Below are 15715 nucleotides of genomic sequence, written 5' to 3' on the forward strand. Positions count from 1 at the left end.
AGAACTATTTTCTAATTCTTTGTGTACTCTCTCGAACTACTAGTTCCACCGGTAAGTTAACGGTTTGTTTTTTTACCTTAGGATTATTAATGCGATTAAGTAACACTTCAGCCGACTTTTTACCCATTTCAACAATTGGTTGCTTAATAGTGGTTAATTTAGGTGAGATATACTCACCCCATTCAATGCCATCATACCCAATTAATGAAAAGTCTTCTGGAATTTTAAGATTACGTTCCCACAAGCCACGATAAACCCCAACTGCCATTTCATCATTAATAGTAAAAATGGCAGTAACTCCTGATAAATTAACTAAGTCAGCCACGGCTTCATAGCCACCTTTTTTTGTCATTGGGGCTTCAATTTGAAAAATTTCTGTCTTGTTTTTAAGGCAACTATCTTTAAAGCCTTCCAATCGACGACGTAGATTGTTTGTTAAATCATCTGAAATCATCATTGCAATTTTTTGATGACCCAAATCAATTAAATGTTGCGCAGCTAATTGACCACCATAATAATCATCAGTCTCTACCGTATCGCCGGTTTCCACTGTATTTTCATCAATTAACAAATACTGAATATTATTTGGCTTTAAAATTTCATCAATTACTTCTGAGGTACTAGCCGAACTAGCAATAATCAATCCACTCACTGATCGTTCAACTAACTTTTCAATATAGTATTTTTCTAATTCTGCATCATGATTCGAGCTAAAAATGATTGGAATGAATTGATTCTCACGGGCAATGGCTTGAATTCCCTTAATCAATTCGCTAAAGAATGGATTCCCAACGTTAGGCACTAATACACCAATGGTTTGTGCAGATTTCATAATCAAGTTACGCGCATTAAAATCGGGAACATAATTCATTTCAACTTTTAAATTAAGGACTCGTTTCCGGGTGTCTGAACTAAATCGATCACCTTTACCATTTAAAATTTGTGACACGGTGGTTACCGATGTCCCCGCCGCCTGAGCTAAATCATTAATTGTTACTTTTCGTACCATATATGCCACTTCCCAATAAATATTTATGTTTACAGCGTATCTGGAGCTTCATTTTCGCTTAATTAATATCTATCTTACTATATAAGTTTTAAAATGTGCACTATTTCCTAAAACCATTTACTAAATTATAATGCAAAAAAACCAGCTACATTTTCTTGAAATAAGAAGTTGCATCTGGTTTTTAATTATTTAGAGATTTCAACAGTTTCCATAACAACATCTTTTAATGGCTTGTCAGATGCATCACGATCAACTGATTCAATTTTATTAATCACGTCTTGACCATCAATTACTTGACCAAAAACAGTATGACGGAAATCTAACCATGGAGTTCCACCGTTCATGTATGGTTTGATAATTTCTTCTGGATATCCAGCTTCTTTCATTTGAACATCAGATCCTGGTTGAACATTCTTATTTGAAACGATAAAGAATTGGCTACCATTAGTATTAGGACCAGCATTGGCCATTGATAGGGCACCATTAAGGTTAAATAATTCACGTGAAAATTCATCTTCAAATGAGCTACCAAAGGCACTTTCGCCACCCATACCAGTTCCAGTAGGATCACCACCTTGAATCATAAAATCAGAAATTACACGATGGAAAATAACCCCATCATAGTAACCTGATTCTGCTAATTTAGTGAAGTTTTCAACCGTTTTAGGTGCTTGTTCAGGGAATAATTGAACCGTAATATCACCCAAGTTAGTTTTGATAGTTGCTTTTGGTCCCTTAGCATTTGCTAAGTCAAGTTGAGGTAAAGTCATTTGAAATCTCCTTAATAATTACATTTTAAATATCGAAGTCTATTATATCTGATTATACCTTGACTTGAAACTAATTAATTCAAGTGATCAGACTTTTTTTGATATCGACTAATAATTGATGTGGCTGCATCTGGTTTCGATAAGACTGATGTTCTTGAAAAACGTTGTGACAATCGTTCTTTAGCCTCTTGTTTCATGATGACCCGCAATTTATTGCTAACCGCTTTCCAGCGTTTTCGCGTATCTTCATCTGTTGCAAAAACTGCACTTAAAATGATTTTTAAATTGGCTGGCCAATTAGCAGCTAGCTCACCCAAATTATCAACATTAGCTGCTTTAATGACTGCAAATACTGAATCCAAAAATTCACCTTTAGTGGCTTCATCCAAGCTTTCTAACCATTTAGCAATCGACACTTGGGTATATTGTGAAAAAGTCGACGTGGTTGCGGTTAATATAAATTCATTTCCGCGTGTTTGCCAAGAATGCGGATCATGTTGATTAAAGCCAAAGGCATCTGATTTAACCACTTTGTAATTGGTATCTGGTTCAAGTAGTAATCCAATTACAGAAGATTCTGGAATAATTTTACGAATTTGTTTTAGGTTTGTTGCCGGAATCTGATCATTTAACCCGGGGCCATCAATACTATATGCCGCCACAACAGACTTTTGATCATTAATTTGACTATGAACCAAGGTATAAATCGCTAAATTTCCCCCTTTAGAGTGACCGCCTAAATAGTAATTGCCTGGTGCAACTTGTTGCCTTTTTTTATAATATTTTAATGCTGCGACTTGAGAAGGAATTTTAGTCATAAAAGTCATGTTAAAATCTTCTTTCCAATCTGTTAGTGTCGCAGTTGTTCCTCGATATGAAATAAATCTGGTCTCTTGATTTAATTCAAAAGTAACTGCACTGAACTGTTCTTCAGCTTCAATATTCTTTGACTCCACCCAATCATGCCAACTAACCGAATTAAATCGTGCACTCCGTTTCATCGCATATAGCAATTCAGCATTTTGTTGGGCCTTCCAAGTCGCTTCCACAGCAATTTGAATTTGTTGGGTACTCAAATCATCAATTTTTGTAACGCCTTCACGTTGCAGATAACCAAAATCAAGGTACGCTAGTTGAGACAAAATCGTGGCATCAATATCATTTAGCTCACTATCTTCAAATGAATGCTCACCAAACTCGATTACATAATCAATCATGGTCATGATCCGTCACCTTTCATTCGTACATATCTTTGTACTATTTAATTGAATTATATTACACGAACTATCGCAATTCAATTGAACGAAAGTTGTTTGAACCTAATTAATCGGTATACGTTTCGACCTTAGTTCCAGCATCATCGCCATAAACAATTTGTTGAACTTTTTTAGCGATTTTGGCAATCTTAGGAAAACCACTGAAGCCAGTTTGACTATGTCCATGTGTCATAATGACTAAAATATATTTTTGCCCATTTGGCATCGTAACAATTGCGGCATCATTATTAGTATCATCTAAAAAGCCCACTTTATCGGTTACTGTAGTTCCTTTATCAGCTTCAGCAACCCCAGTCGGAATTCCAGTTCGATAGATTTGTTTACCCATTAATTTTAGAATTTTAGCTTGATCACTCGCATTAGTAAATGAACCCGTCCCTTCTGCCAAGTCCTGTAGCAATAATTGCAAACTATAACTTGTCGTTTGCGCGGAAACACCGTCTTGGAAAACTGGTGAATACCAACCTTGTTTAGTAATAAAAGCGTTCAGTTTATCCATTCCATAGCTAGCTAATTGCTCTTCTGCGTAATCATTTTCACTGTTAACAATCATCCGGTAAAACCCATCTTCATTGGTCGTGTTCCACGTAAAATTACCATTTAATTTTTGTTCCATTAAGTAAGCGGTAATGAACAACTTATAGGTGCTCGCTGCCGTTTGGGCAGTATGCGCATTTGATTCAACTTCTAATTCACCTTTTTGATAAACATCCGCATACTTGCTTTTAGCGGCGGTACTTCCACTTGTTGCTCCCAAATTGTAGAAGCTAACACTCACAGTGCCATCATCTGTGACCGTTTTTAAATAGTTAGTCAAATTTTCTTTAATAATTTTTTGCCGTTTGGCAACTTCAGTATTTTTTTGTTTGGTCTCATCACTAGTTGTTTGTGCATTGGTCGTATGCACATAGGTATAGCCAGCAATGACAATTAACCCAAGACCAACTAGCATTATGATAAGTTTTATAAATTTCCGCTCTGTCTTTTTCATAACGCATATCGTATCAAAGATAATATGGATTAATCGGTACAAAAAAACCATAATTTCAGGAAGAAATTATGACTTTTTTATGGTTATCTGTATATCACAAGCGTTGATCATATACATAATAATCTTTTTAGTGTATAAGTATGGAAACTTTGGGTTATTCAGTTTATTTATTTAAAATCATTGCCACGCGCTCTTTTAAATCTGGGACAACCGATTCTTCATACCACGGATTCTTCTTCAACCAGCGATAATTAAGTGGTGACGGATGAACAATTGGAAAGAAGTATGGTAAATACTTTTGATAGTCTTTAACCGTTTGAGTTAATGTATCTTTAGAATTTAGCTCTAAATAATAGCGTTGTGCATAATTACCTACCAAAATGGTTAATTCAATATTTGGCATTAAGTCTAGTAATGGTTGATGCCATTTTTCAGCAAAGCCTTTACGCGGTGGTAAATCACCACTCTTACCTTTACCGGGATAGTAAAAATCTAGTGGGATAACCGCAATTTTACCGGAATGATAAAATACATCATCCGACACTCCCATCCAATCACGTAATCTCACACCACTGGCATCGTTCCAAAAAATTTTAGTGTCTTGTGCTTTTCGCCCTGGTGCTTGTCCAATAATATTAATTCGGGCATTTTCGCCCGCATAGTATAACGGTTCAATTCCTTGTTCAGTAAAGGGTTGATTCTGTTCATCCTGTTTAATATTTTCAAATATTTGATCAAATTGATTCATAATTAGACTCCTTACAATTGATACTCTGCTAAAACAGCTTGATAAAGTGGTAATAGTTCCTTGATTGCTTTAGAAACTTCAGTCTGATAATCAAAGCTATCGGCTATCGGAAATTGCCATATTTTACCAATCATAACGGTTTCGTCATCACGCTGTTTTAAATAATCAGCTAACTTTGGATGTAGTTTAAATTCATCATCAGTATTATGCCAAACAAAATAATCTGGTTTATTAACACTGGCACTCCATTTCGATAAGCCAGATTGCAGCGCAGCTTGATATTCAGTTTCAGTGATTGATCGCGTTTCACTCTTATAATTTTGATACATCAAATATACTTGTAGTTGTTGGCGATTCACTAAGATTCCAATACATGGATTCACATCACCTATTCGATAACAGGTCCAAAAATGATCCCGAATCTTCCAGCCATTCGTCCAGCTTTCAATCTTGGGCTTGCCTAAGTCTAAACTCAATGCCGTTTGTAGATTAACCGTTTTCCAGTCATTCCAAACTTGTTTGTATTGTAATTTAATTTCATCAATTTCGTTCGATGTTAACTCTTGTTTCAGAACTTTGAATGAAAAAACATCACGTTGAAAAATTAATGGCCATTGATTAATCTTCAATACTCTCACCTGATTTCGTTAATAGGAAAAGTATAACAAAAATTAATTAATAATTATAACTAACTCTGTCAATCCCCAATTTATCCCACAACCACCGCTTTATATTTTTTATATATTATTATAAAAAAAGCGTCATCTATAATGACATAGACCACAGAAAGGAGTGAACGTTATTAAAAAATTAGTTATCATTTTAATGATGTTAAGTGGACTGATCATGATATTTTCAAAAAATAACCATGCCGATGGAAAGATTTATACCGGAATACCAAATGCTAATGATGATTACTATCAACCATTTAAGTTTGATATTAAAAAGTTACAGTTTAGTTTAAAAAGTCAGGTAGTCCCTTATGGTGATATTTGGATTCGAGATGTAGCACCCGTTGCGACAAGCAGGTTAGTTAAATTCAAATATTCACCTGACTATTTACCCAACCGTCAAAGTCATAAAATCGATGCTGAATTTAGGAAGTGGTTAGATAGTAACCAATTTAACTACACTACTTCAAACATCGTTTTAGATGGTGGTAATTTTATTTACAATGGTGAAGATACCGTCATTATGACTACTAAAGTTTTATCTGAAAATCCAAAATATACAAAAGCCGACCTTATCGATGAACTAAAGTCAGTTCTACAGGTATCAAAAATAATTTTAATTAATCCAGAACCGGGTGATGTTCTAGGTCACGCAGATGGACAAGTTCATTTTATTCAGCCGAACGTATTATTCATGGGCAATTTTGAAGGGAACATTGCGGTTAAAAAACAAATTAAAGTCGCTATGCCACAAGTAAAAATTCTTGATTTAATTTCTAATTATCAAGAGTCGGGACAATATGACGAACAAATCCCATCTGCCAAAGGTTTGTATATTAATATGATGGAAACAAAACATGCTATTTATGTACCTCAATATGGATTGAGACAAGATAAAGATGCCCTCAAACTTGTCCGTCAATATACTGATAAGCAGATACATCCAGTTAACGTAAGTAAACTATCAACTTTAGGTGGTTCCGTTAATTGTTTAACCTGGTATTGTCCGAAAGAATTATTGCCTAAATAAAAAAACGATTGTTAACTCAATTTATGAGCTATGCAATCGTCTTTAGTTATGTTATTTTTTTAAGTTTAAATCAGTTGGTTGTTGCTCAATTGGGGTATTATCCGCAATTACTTGATCATGAGCCACGGTTCCAGCATAAATGTCGTCAGTTAAAACATTACGACGATATTTAACGGTGCGGTAAATGTGTAGAACCAATACTGCGACGTTAATTAAGAGCGCAATGCTACTAACCGTCATCAACGCTGCACTACTATGACTACTCTTAACCGCAAAGGCTGAATCAGTCACAAAGGTTGGATAGCTCATAGTGAACATCATCCAAAATGCCAATGTTTGCGCACGGGCTTGAAGCCAGCTTCCTTTTTTAACGAAGAATGCTGCCAAAGTACATGACACCAATAAAGCAGCTCCCGCATAGAATGAATGATCGCCAACACAATTATATACATAGGCAAAGTTCCAAACATCATATGCGATAATCCAAGGCCAAATTTGGTCAGGCCAAATCATATCTTTTTGTTTATCATGACTAATCATGATACCAAACCAACCAGAAATCGTGATGATATTGATGATTCCGGCAATTCCGTTCATAATATTCCAAGCGCCACCATTCATGACCACACCATCAACTAAACCGTGTAATCCTGACACTTGGAAGTCCCGAATTACGGCTTCCATAATGTTAAATGCTAAAATAGCTGGTGGGAAAATCAACGCCCACTTGTTGGCTTGTAATTTTGGAATGAAACGCAATGCCAAAAAGCCAAGACAACCTGCTAAAGCAGAATACACTTTGACCCAGTGGAACCATGTCCCGGTACTACTATCCGGTCCCGCTGTGGTTGGCCAAATAAAGAACGTTAAAATAATTGGTACTCCAATAAATAAAATCAACGCTACCCATTTGTTAGCTCGCGCTGCTTCATTTAATAACATCAATGCTGCGACAACTAATATCCACATTAACCAATCCATTGCTGAAATCTGTTGAAATAAAAACATCCTACTCGCCTCCTAGAATAATTGCAGTTCACCTACAACTACAATATACCTGTATTCTAGTTCACAAACTATGGACACTTCGACGCATTTGTCCAAATTATTCAGCGTTTTGATGTAAGACTTGTAAAATTGTGCCGTTCAACATTCGTTGCATTCTCTGATAAAATTCCTGCTTAGGTTCTTCCAGATTAGTCACCAACCACTGGGTCATCTGCGTAGTTAATGACCACCCATAAAAATTAGCGATTTCATCTTTTAAAGTTGGTGAACAGTCAGCTTTTAAATCAGTTACAACTCCGGCTACCATGTTAAAAGCTACTCGATATAAAAAGCGACTCAATAGATCACGATTGATGGAATGAAAGGTATTTAAACAAAAGTGACGATTAGTTTCAATGTAGGTCACCAATAAATCTAAGCCATCAAGCCAGTCCTGACCTTGTCGATATGCGTCTAATTGCGTAACAATTTCACGATTATAAATCCAGGCCACTAGTTCGTTAATATCGGCAAAATGATAATAAAAAGTATTGCGGGCCACATTGGCTTGAGTGGTTAATTGATTAACCGTAATCTGATCGACTGGCGTCGTGTCCATTAAATTTTTGAGCGTATTCGCTAAATGCTGTTTTGTAGCGATGTTAGTCACCTCGTCTTAATCTATAACATCATCCTACCATGTTCAAACAAAAAAGTTGATACTTTAATGATTTAAAATCATCATGCATCAACTAGTTCATTTATTTTAATGTAAAGCCACGGAATTCAATCGTTTCATCACCTTGATATTCAAAATACAAAGGTTTTACACCTTCAATAAGTTGATCAAAGCTTGCTTGTTCATTATGCCAATCTTCCTTGGCAGATAATGAAATTTCCGCAACTGATGCTCCGGTTTCACTCGTTCTAACAAGCATTTTGCCGGTACCATTACCACGGACTTCAACTTCAATTGTGGTTGGTGATACCAAATCAAAATATTTGAATCCGGCAACCGAGCCTGCCTGCAGATTAGTAATATACTGATCGGCATGACCTTCTCGATCTTCGCCACTTTGCGTAATACAAGGGTGATCTTCGGTGCCACCAAAGAACGTTAAATCAAATGCTTTGGCAGCCCCCGTTTTACTCCAAAGATTACAAGCAATTCCAGCATCATAATAACCGGTTCCTCTTAATGGACCATCATTTAAACCACAACTAGTTAATTCTGCCATATCAAACAGGCCATCTGCTCGACGCTCAATTTTTTCGGCAACACCTTGGCGAGAATACTCTGTATAGCCAGTTTGACGATGACCAAAGATATAATATTGTCCTTTAACATTAACCAGCGAACCATGATTATTTCCCCAGTAGGTTTTAGCTTCAGTATTACCCTTATAACCAATGTCTCCATTTGAATGCAAGATACCCGCATAAACAAAGCCGTGATCTGGATAATCACTGACGGCATAACATAATTCATGGTTATTTTTAGATGAGTAAATAAAATAATAACGATCGTCGATTTTTCTAATCGAACTGGCTTCAAAAAATTCATGATTTTCATAGCCAGTTCCTTCACTATTTACCCAACCGGGAACTAATTTTTTGGATTCTGAAATAACCGTCTTCATGTCGTCGGCTAGTTCTAATACGTTGCTCCCTTGACCATTGAAATTTGTTTTCAAATTATCAAAATGGGCGGTCACATAATCGATAAAATTACTATCCGGTGAAAATCCGGTATATAACCATATCTTATTATCGTCGACTAATACACCGGGATCAAAATGATATTCATCCCCATCACGATCGCCAATTGGAGTGCCATCTTCATAACTAACCGCTCCATAATATTCAAACTTACCAGCTGGTTCATCACAAACTGCAACTGAAACATGGTTAATAAAATCGCCTAGTCCATAATAAAGATAGTATCGTCCATCTTTACCTTGGACTACATCAGGTGCATACATCGAATGTATTTTATCTGCATCAGCATTTAAAGGTTCTTGGCTTTTTTGATAAATATAGCCATCAAAACGCCACTGTGAAAGATCATCTAGTGGGGCAGAATAACAAGCATAATCATTCATACAATAATCTTTGGAGCCGAAACGATCATGACTGCCATAAACGTAGAGTCGATCACCGAAAACGCGAGGTTCGCCATCTGGAATGTATTCATACAACGGTAAATACGGGTTGAAAACTTGATTTTTCATAAAGAAGTTTCTCCTTTTACTTCATTCCACTTAAAAAGATAGTTTGCAAATTAACTAACTGCAAACATAGTATTACATCATTTTTTCAAATGCAAGCGCTTCCCATATTTTTTCTTTTTCTTGTCGATACTGAGATGGATTCATCCCGCTCCAGAGTTTAAATTGGCGACTGAAGTGCGAAATATTTTTATAACCACATCGATTGGCGATTTGTAAAATCGATAAATCTTTACGTTTTAACAATGCCTTGGCCTCGTCAAACTTCAAAGATATCAAATATTCCTGTGGTGAAATATCATAAACTTTTTTAAAAATTTCCAATCCATGACCAGGGCTAATCCCTAAGTTACCGATTAATTTTTGAATGCGGATTGGATTAATCATTTCGTCATTCTCTAATGAATATCGTTTAAATTCCCATTTGATTGCACTGGAAATTTCACGAGCATACGTAATTTCAGTGTTACTTAAATCGTTCGAATCTTTTTCAGAATCCAGCATCTCTGCAAAAGTCTTCAATAACTCTAATACATAGATTTGTGCTTGTAATTTTTCAACAATTGAAAAGGATTCGTACTTAAGTAACGATCTTATTTGGTCCATTTTAAAAGTTAATTCATCATAATAAATCGAGCCTTTTTGATAAATAGTCTTAACATTTCGCATCATTTTAGCACGTAATAACGGTTCATTAATATCAATGTGCATGCAAAAATAAGTCAATACACCCGAGCCAATATTTTCATTAGTATGCCGAATCCCTGGTGGAATCACTAAAAATGATCCTGCTTCACAATCCATATGTTCCCCACCAATTACGGTGCGTTGCTTACCTTTCAAAACATAATTTATTTCAAAAGCATGATGAGCTTCTTCTTTATAACGCCACTTTGAAGGAACTGTTTGAACATGGACACCAAAAAAATGAATATTAGAATCCACAATTGGTAACTGTTTAATTTCAATTAGTTCACTCATTTTGCGATCTCCTTGGATTATGGTAAATTTTCGTGTGTTTAGGCCATTCATTTCCGGAATTGTAAGCGCTATAATATTTTTTGTAATAGAAAGGGCTTTCATTGCTACTTTTAGTTATTATACATCATTATTTATTTTGAATAACAATTGAAGCCTTACAAAATTTATTTAAGGAGAATTGATTATGGATAGTCAAAAAGTTCAAGCAACTGAGGATTTAGAAGTTACTCTAGCCTTCAAAGAACGTATGGGTATCGGAATAGCCGGTTTTGCTACCAACTTAGTATGGAGTTCTATGAGTTCTTACATCTTATTTTACTATACGGATGTTATTGGTCTCTCTGCCGCACTCTTAAGTACCATGATGTTATTTGTCCGCCTTTTAGATGGTGGAGCCGATATTGGAATGGGAATGGTCGTTGACCGTACGCATTCCAAATATGGTAAAGCTCGACCTTGGGTAAAATGGTTAGCTATTCCATTTGGAATAAGTTCTATGCTTTTATTCTCGGTGCCAGATTTAGGTGCAACTGGTTCATTTATCTACGCAACAGTTACTTACGTTATTGTTAACTTGATTTATACAGCACTTAATATTCCATTAAGTACATTGAGTGCCTTGGTAACAAAAAGTCAATATGAACGTTCGGTGCTACAAATATTTAACACCATTCTTTCTACTATCTGTACATTATTAGTTATGAACGTTGTATTACCAATGGTTAAAATATTTGGAAATGGCCGCATGGGTTGGTTCATTACATTTACAATCTTTGGTGTTATTGCAACAATCTTATTCTTCTACACTTTCTATTCAACTAAGGAACGGGTTACTGAAGCAACCGTAAAAAAAGAAGAAGTTCCTTTTAAAATAGGCTTTAAGGCTCTTTTCACCAATAAATATTGGGTTATTATCGTCTTATTACTTGTAACTGCCTTCTTAAACATGGGAATCGGTGGAAGTGTTGCCTTATACTTCACGACTTATATCATGAAAAATGCCGAATTCCTTGGAATTATCTCAATCGCATCGCGGATTCCAAGTGTCCTGGTGCTTGCGGTTGTCTGTGCTCCACTTGTAAAACGATACGGTAAAAAGAATGTCGTAATGGCTGGTTCGATTATCTCTGTAATCGGTAAATTAGTAATGGTCATTGATATGACCAGTCCAATTGTTGTATTAATTGCCAGTGTCATTCTTGGTGTCGGTGGTGGTATGTTAGGTGCTGGATCATTTGCCTTCTTAGCCGATACAGTTGAATATGGTGAATGGAAATCTGGTGTGCGTACCGAAGGCCTAATTTTCAGTGCTGCTAGCTTTGGCTTAAAAGTTGGTACTGGATTAGCAACTGCCATTGTTGGTTGGGGACTTGCATACTTTGGCTATCACAGTGGTGCCGTTACCCAAACAGCTCACGCAATACAAGGAATTGAATTCCTATATATCTGGCTTCCATTAGGATTAAGTATCGTTCAAGTTATCTTACTTTGCTTCTACGATTTAGATAAAATTTATCCACAAATCATGAAAGACTTAAATGAACGTAATCGAGCTAAAAACGCGGAATAATTAAAAAAGCTCTTCTAACGAAGAGCCTTTTTTAATAGAGATTGTCTTTTATATGAAAACAAATTAAATGTAACAGGAGATTTAATCATGAAAATTAATGGTGTTAATTTAGGTAACTGGTTAGTTTTAGAAAAATGGATGAACCCAACGATTTTTGAAGGGACTGAAGCTGAGGATGAATACTACTTAGCTCATGACTTAGAAAAAACTGCTTATAAAGAACGGATGAGAATTCACCGGGCTGAATACATTACTGAACGCGATTTCATGCAAATGGCGTCATGGAATATCAATACCGTCCGGATTCCCATTCCATATTTTATTTTTGGTGATCGTGAACCGTTCATTGGTTGCATCAATGAACTAGACAACGCATTTGGTTGGGCTGAAAAATACGGTATCAAAATTTTAATTGATTTGCACACTGTGCCTTTCAGTCAAAATGGATTAGACAATGGTGGGCTTTCTGGTGTCTGTAAGTGGTCAACGATGCCAGACGAAGTCGATTTTGTCCTATCCGTCCTCGAACGTTTAGCTGATCGTTATGGTCACAGAACTGGATTATTTGGGATTGAGGTTATCAACGAACCAATGACCACTCGCGTTTGGGAATTACTTAATATCCAAGAACGTTATCCAGCTCGTGATGCTGAAATGGCAGCTGGTAGTCAACCGATGTCACTCGAATTTCTATTCGACTTCTACGATCGCGCTTATGATGTTATCAAGCCAAAGTTAGCAGATGACAAATATATTGTTTATCATGATGGCTTTGAAATTTTAGAGTTTGAAAAATTCATCGCTCGTCGGCAATACGATAATATTATTTTAGACACCCACCAATATTTAATGGTTGGTGAAGCCTTTGGAATTGAACAAAGTGTTGAAGGTTATCGTGGTTATATTGAAGATACCCTGCTTCCCAAAATTAAAAAAGCCAAAGCAAACGTGCCAGTTGTGACTGGTGAGTGGTCACTGTTTAACTCATTGGCTGCTGGTGGCGATACCAATGGTGGACAAAACGTTCTTCAAACTGGACAAACTGAAGTCAAGGAACTAAGTAAAGAAAAAGCTAAAGAAATTTATCAAGCTCTTTCAGAAATTCAAATGAATGCTTGGAATCAATTAGATGGTCATTTCTACTGGAACTATAAAACATTGATCGATACCGCTAATGAACAAGGTTGGTACGGTTGGGATTGTTGGGATCTTGGACGCGCTATTTCTCAAGATTGGTTCCCCACTGAACTATTAAAAAAATAATTCAAAATGGAGTTTAACTATGATTACAAACCCTGTCTTACGTGGATTTAATCCAGATCCATCTGTGGTCAGAAAAGGTGAGGACTATTATGTCGCCGTTTCAACCTTTGAATGGTTGCCCGGAATTCCTATCTATCACTCAAAGGATTTACAAAATTGGGAACTTTATACCCATGTTTTAACTGAAACAAATGCTCCGGATTTAAAGAAGCTGCCCTCAGCAAAGGGAATTTGGGCCCCTTGCCTTACTTATTCCGAAGCTGATAATCGTTTCTTTGTAGTCTATGGCGTTATGAATTCCATGAATGCTCGTTATTTCGATGTCGACAATTACATTATTTCTGCTGAAAATATCAACGGTCCTTGGAGTGAGCCAGTTTATCTTCATTCATCCGGATTTGATGCCTCACTTTTGAATGACGATGATGATAAAAAATATATCGTTTCGCTTGAATGGGAAAATCGCGACGGCTATGAAAAGCCAGGATTTATTTCCGTTGCTGAATATGATTCTCACACGCAAAAAATGATTGGCTATCCTCAAAAAATCTGGTCTGGCGGGACTAATCGTGGTTGCATCGAAGCCCCACATTTAACCAAGAAAAATGGCTATTACTATTTAATGTGTGCAGAAGGCGGGACTGGCTACGGTCATTCCGTCACCATGGCCCGCTCTAAAAACGTCTTTGGTCCTTACGAAGGCGATCCTAAAAATCCAATCGTGACTTCTTCTCCGGGTGATTTTAATGAACGTAAAGATTCCGATCACTTAAAACCTAAGTATTATAATCCTGAATCGGTCCTGCAAAAATCAGGTCACGGTAGCTATGTTGATCTTCCTAACGGCGAAACTTACCTGTTCCATCTAACCGGTCGGCCTTTTACTCCAGAACTTCGTTGTACTTTAGGTAGAGAAACCGCCATCCAACAAATGGAATGGACCGCAGATGGTTGGTTACGGATGAAAGATGGCAGTAACTTTGCAAAAGTTTCGGTTACACCACCTTCGCTAGTTGAACATCCTTTCACTACCCCAACTACGCGAGATAATTTTGATAAGGACCTCCGAATTTATTATTACGCTCCTCGCATGATGCCGTCGAGTTTTGCTACAGTTCATAATCAGCAACACGAATTAATTCTTAGAGGCCAAGAATCGCTTTCGTCACTCAATAAAGTCTCGCTTTTAGCACAAAAAATGACTTCAATCACTGGGACCGCAACTACTCGGATGAAATTTGATCCAGAAATTTATCAACACAGCGCCGGGCTTGTTGTTTACTATGACAATATGAACTATGTATCACTACGTAAATACTATAGTGAAACCTTGCAATCACCAGCCATTTCCATTATTCAGCTTGAAAATGGTGATCGTCATGAGATGCTAGATACTCGTACGGCTTGTGATGGTGATGTGACGCTTCGTGTCCAAATTAATAACCGTCACTTATACTTTGAGTATGCTTCAGATGATCAAAATTTCACCCGCATTGGGCCTGATTTTGATTTATCTAAATATTCCGATGAGTACTGTAAATTCGGTGAATTCACCGGGGCATTTATTGGTTTGTTTGCTTGCGATACAATGTATCATAACCATGAAGCCCGTTTTGATTACTTCGATTATCAAACGGATATCCAACAAGAAGATTTTAATGCACCCTTCTAAATGTTAAAAAGCTTATCACTTCTGTTTATAGAAGTAATAAGCTTTTTTATTTAATCATCTAATTCCACAGCTAGGTTAGCCGCAACTAGTAACAATCGTTTAAAATCATCACGTCCACTGGTTGTCATCGTTTCGGTCATTCGTTGAAAACAGATATCGACTTCTTTTTTAACCGAGGGATAGACTGCCAAAGCTTTATTGGTTGGTTGAATATCATAAGTTCGCTTATCCTTAGCGTTTTTGGTGCGGGTCATATAACCGGTTTCTTCTAATTTTAAAACCGTTTTAGCTACAACACTTTTATCTAAACCCAGTCGTTTAGTAATTCCATCTTGCGTCAACATCCCAAAATCACAAACGATTGAAATAACTAATGCTTGAGCGGCAGTCAATGAATACTGAGCACAGCCTTCATTCAACCAAATGTGTGATTTGCGATATAAGATTGAAATGGCTTTAAAGCCACTATCCATAATATTTGGCATGTCTATCTACCTCCTTATCATTTACATTTATTC

The 15715-nt window shown here is 36.5% G+C and carries 15 protein-coding genes; 4 read left to right on the forward strand and 11 right to left on the reverse strand.

Annotation, left to right across the window (positions count from 1 at the left end; genetic code table 11):
- Window positions 1-4 precede the first annotated feature (4 nt).
- The 6 genes from rbsR to FC70_RS04570 all read right to left on the reverse strand — a co-directional run bounded on the left by rbsR (window position 5) and on the right by FC70_RS04570 (window position 5424).
- Entirely contained in the window at window positions 5-1009 is a 1005-nt protein-coding gene (gene rbsR, locus FC70_RS04545; protein WP_057889816.1) for a ribose utilization transcriptional repressor RbsR, read from the reverse strand.
- A 185-nt stretch (window positions 1010-1194) separates the two neighbouring features.
- Window positions 1195-1779: a peptidylprolyl isomerase gene (locus FC70_RS04550; RefSeq protein WP_057889817.1), complete on the reverse strand. Its 585-nt coding sequence runs from the start codon at window positions 1777-1779 to the stop codon at window positions 1195-1197.
- Window positions 1780-1853: 74 nt separating this feature from the next.
- Window positions 1854-3002, reverse strand: a complete 1149-nt coding sequence (locus tag FC70_RS04555) for an Mbeg1-like protein (RefSeq protein ID WP_057889818.1) — start codon at window positions 3000-3002, stop codon at window positions 1854-1856.
- Window positions 3003-3102: 100 nt separating this feature from the next.
- A complete protein-coding gene (locus tag FC70_RS04560; protein WP_112278648.1) occupies window positions 3103-4008 on the reverse strand; it encodes a serine hydrolase in 906 nt (301 codons plus the stop codon).
- Between the two features lie 202 nt (window positions 4009-4210).
- Entirely contained in the window at window positions 4211-4795 is a 585-nt protein-coding gene (locus FC70_RS04565; protein ID WP_057889820.1) for a uracil-DNA glycosylase family protein, read from the reverse strand.
- Between the two features lie 11 nt (window positions 4796-4806).
- Window positions 4807-5424 carry an HI_0552 family protein gene (locus FC70_RS04570; protein WP_057889821.1) on the reverse strand — a complete coding sequence of 206 codons (618 nt, stop codon included), beginning with the start codon at window positions 5422-5424 and terminating at the stop codon, window positions 4807-4809.
- A gap of 217 nt (window positions 5425-5641) precedes the next feature.
- Between FC70_RS04570 and FC70_RS04575 the strand changes: the two genes are divergently transcribed.
- Entirely contained in the window at window positions 5642-6496 is an 855-nt protein-coding gene (locus FC70_RS04575) for an agmatine deiminase family protein (protein WP_057890282.1), read from the forward strand.
- A 51-nt stretch (window positions 6497-6547) separates the two neighbouring features.
- On the opposite strand, the gene FC70_RS04580 is transcribed toward FC70_RS04575, so the two are convergent.
- The 4 genes from FC70_RS04580 to FC70_RS04595 all read right to left on the reverse strand — a co-directional run bounded on the left by FC70_RS04580 (window position 6548) and on the right by FC70_RS04595 (window position 10692).
- Window positions 6548-7504, reverse strand: coding sequence for a DUF5692 family protein (locus FC70_RS04580; protein ID WP_057889822.1), 957 nt, complete (start codon window positions 7502-7504; stop codon window positions 6548-6550).
- Between the two features lie 97 nt (window positions 7505-7601).
- On the reverse strand, window positions 7602-8153 hold the full coding sequence (locus FC70_RS04585; RefSeq protein ID WP_235804073.1) for a TetR/AcrR family transcriptional regulator: 552 nt from the start codon (window positions 8151-8153) through the stop codon (window positions 7602-7604).
- Between the two features lie 91 nt (window positions 8154-8244).
- Window positions 8245-9714, reverse strand: coding sequence for a family 43 glycosylhydrolase (locus FC70_RS04590; protein WP_057889823.1), 1470 nt, complete (start codon window positions 9712-9714; stop codon window positions 8245-8247).
- Window positions 9715-9786: 72 nt separating this feature from the next.
- Window positions 9787-10692: a helix-turn-helix domain-containing protein gene (locus FC70_RS04595; RefSeq protein WP_057889824.1), complete on the reverse strand. Its 906-nt coding sequence runs from the start codon at window positions 10690-10692 to the stop codon at window positions 9787-9789.
- A gap of 184 nt (window positions 10693-10876) precedes the next feature.
- On the opposite strand from FC70_RS04595, the gene FC70_RS04600 reads away from it, so the two are divergent.
- The 3 genes from FC70_RS04600 (at window position 10877) to FC70_RS04610 (ending at window position 15197) form a co-directional block, all read left to right on the forward strand.
- Window positions 10877-12262 carry an MFS transporter gene (locus FC70_RS04600; RefSeq protein ID WP_112278647.1) on the forward strand — a complete coding sequence of 462 codons (1386 nt, stop codon included), beginning with the start codon at window positions 10877-10879 and terminating at the stop codon, window positions 12260-12262.
- Window positions 12263-12349: 87 nt separating this feature from the next.
- Window positions 12350-13525, forward strand: a complete 1176-nt coding sequence (locus tag FC70_RS04605; protein WP_057889826.1) for a glycoside hydrolase family 5 protein — start codon at window positions 12350-12352, stop codon at window positions 13523-13525.
- Window positions 13526-13544: 19 nt separating this feature from the next.
- Entirely contained in the window at window positions 13545-15197 is a 1653-nt protein-coding gene (locus tag FC70_RS04610; RefSeq protein WP_057889827.1) for a glycoside hydrolase family 43 protein, read from the forward strand.
- A 50-nt stretch (window positions 15198-15247) separates the two neighbouring features.
- Here the strand turns inward: FC70_RS04610 and FC70_RS04615 are convergent, their stop codons facing one another.
- On the reverse strand, window positions 15248-15682 hold the full coding sequence (locus FC70_RS04615; RefSeq protein WP_057889828.1) for a MarR family winged helix-turn-helix transcriptional regulator: 435 nt from the start codon (window positions 15680-15682) through the stop codon (window positions 15248-15250).
- Window positions 15683-15715: the final 33 nt, after the last annotated feature.

It is taken from the genome of Paucilactobacillus oligofermentans DSM 15707 = LMG 22743 (assembly GCF_001434315.1).
Lineage (GTDB): Bacteria > Bacillota > Bacilli > Lactobacillales > Lactobacillaceae > Paucilactobacillus > Paucilactobacillus oligofermentans.

What these genes read in the sequence shown, in the direction of transcription:
- FC70_RS04595 (WP_057889824.1), bottom strand. Translation starts at nt 10,692, where the DNA reads ATGAGTGAACTAATTGAAATTAAACAGTTACCAATTGTGGATTCTAAT.
- FC70_RS04590 (WP_057889823.1), bottom strand. Translation starts at nt 9,714, where the DNA reads ATGAAAAATCAAGTTTTCAACCCGTATTTACCGTTGTATGAATACATT.
- FC70_RS04600 (WP_112278647.1), top strand. Translation starts at nt 10,877, where the DNA reads ATGGATAGTCAAAAAGTTCAAGCAACTGAGGATTTAGAAGTTACTCTA.
- rbsR (WP_057889816.1), bottom strand. Translation starts at nt 1,009, where the DNA reads ATGGTACGAAAAGTAACAATTAATGATTTAGCTCAGGCGGCGGGGACA.
- FC70_RS04560 (WP_112278648.1), bottom strand. Translation starts at nt 4,008, where the DNA reads ATGCTAGTTGGTCTTGGGTTAATTGTCATTGCTGGCTATACCTATGTG.
- FC70_RS04610 (WP_057889827.1), top strand. Translation starts at nt 13,545, where the DNA reads ATGATTACAAACCCTGTCTTACGTGGATTTAATCCAGATCCATCTGTG.
- FC70_RS04550 (WP_057889817.1), bottom strand. Translation starts at nt 1,779, where the DNA reads ATGACTTTACCTCAACTTGACTTAGCAAATGCTAAGGGACCAAAAGCA.
- FC70_RS04615 (WP_057889828.1), bottom strand. Translation starts at nt 15,682, where the DNA reads ATGCCAAATATTATGGATAGTGGCTTTAAAGCCATTTCAATCTTATAT.
- FC70_RS04555 (WP_057889818.1), bottom strand. Translation starts at nt 3,002, where the DNA reads ATGACCATGATTGATTATGTAATCGAGTTTGGTGAGCATTCATTTGAA.
- FC70_RS04605 (WP_057889826.1), top strand. Translation starts at nt 12,350, where the DNA reads ATGAAAATTAATGGTGTTAATTTAGGTAACTGGTTAGTTTTAGAAAAA.
- FC70_RS04575 (WP_057890282.1), top strand. Translation starts at nt 5,642, where the DNA reads ATGATATTTTCAAAAAATAACCATGCCGATGGAAAGATTTATACCGGA.
- FC70_RS04565 (WP_057889820.1), bottom strand. Translation starts at nt 4,795, where the DNA reads ATGAATCAATTTGATCAAATATTTGAAAATATTAAACAGGATGAACAG.
- FC70_RS04580 (WP_057889822.1), bottom strand. Translation starts at nt 7,504, where the DNA reads ATGTTTTTATTTCAACAGATTTCAGCAATGGATTGGTTAATGTGGATA.